This window comes from Anaerophaga thermohalophila str. Valhall (assembly GCF_000250735.1).
GTDB classification, from domain to species: domain Bacteria; phylum Bacteroidota; class Bacteroidia; order Bacteroidales; family Marinilabiliaceae; genus Anaerophaga; species Anaerophaga thermohalophila_A.
This window is the reverse complement of record NZ_AHZV01000272.1, coordinates 1-6,771: the sequence shown is the minus strand read 5'-3', so window position 1 is coordinate 6,771 and position 6,771 is coordinate 1. Positions and strand designations below refer to the sequence as shown.

Sequence of the window (6,771 nt, the reverse complement as noted above, 5' to 3'; positions counted from 1 at the left end):
TGTCTTATATGGTGTATTTTTTGAGTTCTGTGTTTTGTATTAAGGCTTGTTGAGACGCACGGCCGTGCGTCTTTGCTTGCCCCCAAAAAAAGTTTCTGGTTGCGGTTCCGGATTTCGGGTTTTCGGTTCGCTGGCTCCGCCGCTTGCTTGCAAGAATTCGTCAATTGGTTAATTGTTCATTGATAATTGATAATTGATAATTGATAATTGTGGAGATTCTTCGTCGTACCTCCTCAGAATGACAAAAGGGGTCTTCCTGTCATTCAAAAATTTATCACTTCTGCCTTCTGCCTTTCAAACTTCTGCCTGATTCTCTGTGGTGCACTCTCAGCCTCAGCCTCAACCTCAACCTTAACCTCAACCTCAACCTCAACCTCAACCTCAACCTTGGTCTCTATCTCAATTGATCACTTAATAATTGGCCATTGATCATTGATTAATCTCCAAATTCTTCATTCCGCTTCATCAGTGGTTCCGGGAGTACCTATGCTGCGGGCTGCCCGGGCAATGACATGGGCTGCGACGGGCGAGAGGAACACCAGAACACCGAAAACAATGGCCGATTCGAGCAGGACAAACCAGTCGCGGAACAGCAGGTTGACCCCTATCAGCAAAAGCAATAGTCCCAGTGATGATACTTTGGTGACTACGTGCATTCTGGCATAAAGGTTTTTAAAGCGCCATATTCCAATGGAGGCGATAAGTACGACAAGGGAACTGATCAACAGAATAATGCCTACTATTATATCTATCATCGTTCTTTGTTTTGTTTGTACAAATACCTGGCAATGATCATAGAACCAAAGGCCAGTATGAAAGCGATTACCAAAACCACATCAAGGAGCAGTTTTTCGCGGGTATAAATCACATCACATACCATCATCCCGACAATGATAACGCCTATCTGGTCAAGGGCTACCACCCGGTCGGGAAGTGATGGTCCCTTAAACAGCCGGTAGAGCGGAAATATCAGGCTGAACGAAAAAATGTACAACGCGGTCAGCGCCGCGTATTCCAGAAAAATAAATGAGTTTTCCATTGTTACAGGGCTTTAGAGAGTAAACGTTCGATCTTTCCGGTTACTGCCAGGAAGTTGTCCCGGTCGCCGCGGTTGAGCAGATGTACAAGTATGGTGTCGTTTTCTTCATTGATATCAATACTCATTGAGCCGGGTGTCATACTGATAAGGTTGAACAACATTACCACTCTCCAACCCTTTTTCAGTGACGTATGGTATTTGATGAGCATGCCGTTGTCGCCCCGGCTGCCACGAACTATTTGTAACGCGATGGCCAGCCCCGATTCGGTTACTTTATAGGCATAGTAGATGAAGAAATAAATAAAATATAATGGCTTCATTTGTTAGATGTTTAGATATTAGATGTTTAGATATTAGATGTTTAGATATTAGATGTTTAGATTGTTAGAGGTTATGGAATTTATCTTAAATCTAAAAATCTAATATCTAATAATCTAAAAAAAGAACTCTTCAGGCTCCGTTTTCTTCAAATGTAAAGGTATGACCCCAAAGCGAGTCGTACCAGTTACTTCCTAATTTGTGCCTGTCTGAAAAGCAGGAAAAGTTACCTGCTTATCATGTGTCTGTTCAGAAAGTGTCATTTACAAGGCTTGCGAAGTCCGAAAATACGGAGTTTACTCATCGTAAATGAGTAATTTTCGGACGAGCGTAACACAGCAAATGGTACTTTATGGACAGACATTAATAAGTGCGTGTCTAAAAACACGCAAGATTTTTCACAATATGTGTGTCTGTTCAGAAAGTGCCAGTTGCAAGGCTTGCGAAGTCGCCAAAACCGGAGTTTACTAATCGTAAATGAGGATTTTGGCGGCGAGCGTAACACAGCAAATGGTAATTTATGGACAGACACTAATTTAGCACAAAATCAATATACAATTGCGGGCTCATCAGGCTTTCAGCGGCCTGCGTGCAATATTCCACGATTGGGGTGGCAAATACTCCTCCAAGAACTATCACGAGAGCCATTCCTCCCGACGCCCAGGTCATCCATGCTGCGCTTTGTTTTAAGTCAGCCTTGTTGGTTAAGTTTCGTTGTTTTATTTTTTTATTTTCTGGTTCCACTTTCCAGAACACTTCCATCCATATTTTGACCATCGAAAACAATGTAAAAAAGCCCACAAAAAGGGCTGTAAGGGCAATACCCATATATTCGGCTTCAATGCCTGCTTTAATCAGAAGATATTTGCCGATAAATCCGCTTAGTGGTGGCAGCCCGGCCAGGCTGAAGGCCGAAATAAAGAAAAATACTGACCACAGCGGGTGTTCTTTGTAGAAATTACCCAGTGTTTTCAGGCTAAGGGTTCCTTTTCGGCGATGTACGTAACCGGCCACCAGGAAAGCGTTGGTTTTGGATATCATGTTGTGGGCCAGGAAATAGATGGCTCCCCCCAGTCCTGCCACAGTAAACAGGCCAAGACCCATTACTACGTATCCCACCTGGCTGATGATGTGAAACGACAGCACTTTACGGAAATCGAACTGCGATGTAGCGGTAATGACCCCTATCACCATGCTCAGTCCAGCGACCCATAAAATCAATGGCTGCCAGAATTCGCCGTGCTGATGCAAAAAAAGCGTGTAGAACCTGATGAGCGAATATATCCCTACTTTGGTGAGTAACCCGGCAAACAAGGCAGTTACAACGGGTGGAGGGGTATGATACGAGGCGGGCAGCCAGAAGAAGAACGGCACCAATGCCCCTTTTATGGCAAAGCCCACGAATATAAGTATGAATGCAGGATTGATTTCAGGTGGCATGGTATCAAATTCCATCAGTTTGGCTGCAATGTCGGCCATATTAAGAGTACCCAGCTTCCCGTAAAGCAATCCTATGCCTGCCACAAAAAAGAACGATGATATAAGGTTGAGAATAAGATATTTGACCGAACCTTCGAGCTGATTTCGTTCCCCGCCATGGCTCATGAGAATAAAAGAGGCCATGAGCATGACTTCGAACCACACATAAAGGTTAAAGACATCGCCGGCCAGAAAGCTGCCGTTGACACCCATCAGTATACCGAAGGCAAAAAGATAAAACCCGAAACGTTTGCGTTTAACGTCGAGGGCATGCACCGAAAAAGCCATGGTTGCCAGAAAGACAATGGCTGCCACCAACACCATCATGGCACTGAAACGATCGGCCACCAGCGTAATGCCGTACGGCGCCGGCCAATTGCCCATCTGAACTTTCAGCATTCCTTCACTCCCGGTTTTCAGAACAAGGATGACTGAAACTGCTAAATTAAGCGCGGCAGCTCCTACCGCTACATATTCCCGTCCGTGATAGTGGCGGAAAAGAAAAGCAAAGATCATAAATGCCAGCGGCAGAAAAACGGGTAACGATACTATCATTTTTGGTCGGTCTTACTAAGTTGGTCCAAATCGTGGGTTCCTGTCTTTTCAAAATACTTGTATTTCAGGGCAAGGATGTATGCCGAAATGCCAAGACTGATGACGATAGCAGTGAGTACCAGTGCCTGGGGAAGCGGATCGGTCATGCTTTCGAGCGATGCTTTCTCAGCCTGCTCTCCTATAAAGCTGATCCCGCTTCGCTGAATACCTCCCGACAGGAAAATGATAAGGTTGGTTGCATTGCTGAGCACGAATACGCCCAGTATCAGCTTAACAATACTCCGGCGAAGCAGCAGGTAAACACCGCAAGCGTATAATAATCCTATAAATATTGCTATTATGAGTTCCATTTTAACACGTCCATTATGTTGGTTATTATTGAGACTATCATGCCGGTAACCAGAACAAACACACCGGTGTCGAACAACAGCGGCGTTCCTATATGAATGTTGCCCATCGACAGCCAGAGACCCGTAAGTGGCGGATTTCCTGAGAATGTTGGTATAATGGCTGCCAAAAATGCCAGGAGCAATCCCGTCCCGATGATGTAGCGCGGGTTGGTATGCAGCTTTTTCAGGACGGCTTCGGAGCCAAATACTATGGCATACAACAGGAAGCCTGCAGCAGCTATGATACCGGCAATGAAACCACCACCGGGGCGATTGTGTCCCCTTATCAGAAGAAAGATGGCAAATCCCACCATCACATATAAAAACAGGCTGACGATTCGTTCCAGAACCAAATTCTTCATTTGTTTTTTTCCTTTTTTATTTAAATCCAGCCGCAGCAAAGTAAACACACCGGCTGCAGCCAATGCCAGAACGGTGATTTCGCCCAGTGTGTCGAGGGCTCTGAAATCGACCAGTATCACATTAACAATGTTGCGTCCGTGGCCCTCCAGAAAACTGTTTTGTGCAAAAAATCCGGATACGGGCGTCTCTAAATTGATGAACCGTGCTTTCAGTACTACGAGAGTAACCATCACGCCGACACCCGTTGCGATGACGGCATCCCTGATTCTGGTTCTTTTATCGGACAATTTGGCAAAATGGGGCAGATGGTAAATGACCATCACAAAAATGACCATTACAATGGTTTCGACCAGAAACTGGGTGATGGCAAGATCGACAGCCCCGTAGAACATGTAAAATACCGAGATGCCATATCCCAGTACCCCCATGGCCACAATGGCTGAGAGTCGAGAACGGGTAAATACCGCGAAGATGACGGCTAAGAGGGAGAATGCAAGAACCATGACCACGTGCATTCTTACAGGGCCTGCTTCATCGGCAGGAATCCAGGGGCCTTTGAGTCTGATGAGCTGGTATATTACCAGGGCAAACGTGACGGTGAAAAAAGTGATGAGATAATACCTGTGATAGCCATGTTGAATACGATTTGTTTGCCGGCCTGCAAGACTGAGATAATTTTTTATCAAGCGGTTAAAGCGTTCGGGCAGATGGTATTGGTCGGTCCATCGAATGATAATGTTGACCAGGCTTCCGACAGGTTTTCTGAACAGGAAAATAACCACCCCCATGGCTACTGTAAAAATGCTCAACAGTAATACCTGATTAAAGCCATGCCATAAAGACAGATGAACATCTATGGTTTCCGATTGTATGAAGTACATGGCATTCGACATGGTATCTTCCAGCCATCCCGGAAACATACCGAGTACAAGCCCCACAAGTGCCAGAGCAACCGGCCCTGCCAGAAAATTTCCGGGAAGTTCATGTTCGGGATGTTTAAGTGAAACCGGTTGTTTGTATTTTGGTTTTAGAAATATTTCATAGAAAACCCACAATGAAATGGCTACCATTATCATATTGGCTGCTACCCCAAGCGGAATAACCAACCACGATAGTTCGGGCATCTGTATTTTGGCATCGTAGATAAGTTCTTTCCCGATAAAACCAAGCATGGGAGGGAGGCCTGACATGCTCAGGAGGGCAAGTATTCCCGCTATACTGGTGACGGGCATCGATCTCAGAAGTCCGGCCAGTTTGTCGATATCACGTGTCCCCGTATTTTTATCGATGATACCGGCCATCATGAAAAGACCACCCTTATAGAGCCCGTGTACAATAAAGAATATCAGGGCGGCCTGTATGGATGCTGTGCTGTTCATGCCTATCAGCAAAACCATTGTTCCCAGTGCACTGATGGTGGTAAAGGCAAGGATGCGTTTCAGGTCTTTTTGCCCCAGGGAGTAAAAGGCACCCAGAAACATAGTGATGCCGCCGGTAAGTACAAAAACGGTTTTCCAGACAACCGTCCCCCCAAGAATTGGATTGAGCCTGAGAAGAAGAAAAATACCGGCGTTGACCATAGTTGCCGAGTGGAGATAAGCACTTACCGGTGTGGGAGCATTCATGGCCCCCGGCAGCCAGAAATGAAACGGAAATTGTGCCGATTTGGTGGTGACTGCCACGAAGATTAAAAGAAAAACCAGGTAATAATTGGAATGGGCGCCAAATCTGAATCCGCGCGTGTATAATTCACTCAGACTGTATGTTCCTGCCATGTCGCCGATCATGATCACGGCAAACAAAAGGCACAATCCGCCGAAAGCTGTCAGCAAGAGTGCCTGCATAGCTGCCTGACGGGGTTTTTCTTTGTCATGGTCGAATCCAATCAAAAAGAAAGAGGTGATACTGGTAATCTCCCAGAAGATGAATAATGCCATCAGGTTATCGGCAAATACAAGTCCCAGCATGCCCCCCATAAACAAAACCAGGAAGAAGTAGAATTTGGTACGACCTGCATATTTGGCCATGTAAAATGAAGAATAGCCAAGTACAAGTCCGCCAATACCGCTTACCATCATCCCGAAAATCAGGCTGAGACCATCAATACGAAATGAGAAACCCATTTCCGGCAGAAACCCAAACCCTGTATCCACCAGTCTTGAGGTTTCGTCGGGAAGAGTGAAGAAAATAAAAGTGAGCGTGGCAAACAATGCGAAAGGGACAAGCGCCAAAATTCGTCCGGTATAGCTTTTAAACAAGCGGCGAAGGAAGGGAACCATCAGTCCCATTAAGAAAATCAGTCCTGTGAGTACTACTGTCAGTTGTTCCATACGGGAAACTTAATAAATCGTCAAAATTTGACCGGTTTACATAGTTTGTTTTTCTTTCCGGCTGAATGTCCGCATTTGCTGCATTCATATTTGTGAGAGGGTTTCCGGATTTTTTCTTTTTTGCTCTTGCATTTGGTTTTGCCCATAAGAGTGGTGTTGCTGGTTGCTGGTTACTGGTTGCTGGTTGCTGGTTACTGGTTGCTGGTTACTGGTTACTGGTTGCTGGTTGCTGGTTGCTGGTTGCTGGTTACTGGGGCCCCCTAAATCCCCCCAGGGGGGACTTTTAATTTGAAATACA

7 protein-coding genes are annotated in these 6,771 nt (G+C 45.6%); all 7 read right to left on the bottom strand.

Going from position 1 to position 6,771, the window contains the following annotated elements; all coding sequences use genetic code 11:
* Positions 1-452: 452 nt before the first annotated feature.
* On the bottom strand, positions 453-755 hold the full coding sequence (gene mnhG / locus OQ5_RS0114515; RefSeq protein ID WP_016778183.1) for a monovalent cation/H(+) antiporter subunit G: 303 nt from the start codon (positions 753-755) through the stop codon (positions 453-455).
* The gene (locus OQ5_RS0114510; RefSeq protein ID WP_016778182.1) at positions 752-1,039 is read right to left on the bottom strand and encodes a monovalent cation/H+ antiporter complex subunit F; all 288 of its coding nucleotides are present in this window, start codon (positions 1,037-1,039) and stop codon (positions 752-754) included. The genes mnhG and OQ5_RS0114510 overlap by 4 nt, the downstream gene beginning before the upstream one ends.
* 2 nt (positions 1,040-1,041) lie before the next feature.
* Positions 1,042-1,359, bottom strand: a complete 318-nt coding sequence (locus OQ5_RS0114505) for a Na+/H+ antiporter subunit E (protein WP_016778181.1) — start codon at positions 1,357-1,359, stop codon at positions 1,042-1,044.
* Positions 1,360-1,888: 529 nt separating this feature from the next.
* Positions 1,889-3,391 (bottom strand): proton-conducting transporter transmembrane domain-containing protein, encoded by a 1,503-nt coding sequence (locus OQ5_RS0114500; protein ID WP_016778180.1) that lies wholly within the window; start codon positions 3,389-3,391, stop codon positions 1,889-1,891.
* Positions 3,388-3,741 (bottom strand): sodium:proton antiporter, encoded by a 354-nt coding sequence (locus OQ5_RS0114495; protein ID WP_016778179.1) that lies wholly within the window; start codon positions 3,739-3,741, stop codon positions 3,388-3,390. Before OQ5_RS0114495 ends, OQ5_RS0114500 begins: the two co-directional genes overlap by 4 nt.
* On the bottom strand, positions 3,729-6,473 hold the full coding sequence (gene mbhE / locus OQ5_RS21225; RefSeq protein WP_100221937.1) for a hydrogen gas-evolving membrane-bound hydrogenase subunit E: 2,745 nt from the start codon (positions 6,471-6,473) through the stop codon (positions 3,729-3,731). The genes OQ5_RS0114495 and mbhE overlap by 13 nt, the downstream gene beginning before the upstream one ends.
* 84 nt (positions 6,474-6,557) lie before the next feature.
* Positions 6,558-6,771 (bottom strand): hypothetical protein (locus tag OQ5_RS23910; protein ID WP_218054553.1); only part of this gene is annotated, 214 nt, incomplete at its 5' end.

Bases quoted from the DNA above. Each gene is read 5' to 3' on its own strand.
- mnhG (WP_016778183.1), bottom strand. From the start codon at position 755: ATGATAGATATAATAGTAGGCATTATTCTGTTGATCAGTTCCCTTGTC.
- OQ5_RS0114510 (WP_016778182.1), bottom strand. From the start codon at position 1,039: ATGGAAAACTCATTTATTTTTCTGGAATACGCGGCGCTGACCGCGTTG.
- OQ5_RS0114505 (WP_016778181.1), bottom strand. From the start codon at position 1,359: ATGAAGCCATTATATTTTATTTATTTCTTCATCTACTATGCCTATAAA.
- OQ5_RS0114500 (WP_016778180.1), bottom strand. From the start codon at position 3,391: ATGATAGTATCGTTACCCGTTTTTCTGCCGCTGGCATTTATGATCTTT.
- OQ5_RS0114495 (WP_016778179.1), bottom strand. From the start codon at position 3,741: ATGGAACTCATAATAGCAATATTTATAGGATTATTATACGCTTGCGGT.
- mbhE (WP_100221937.1), bottom strand. From the start codon at position 6,473: ATGGAACAACTGACAGTAGTACTCACAGGACTGATTTTCTTAATGGGA.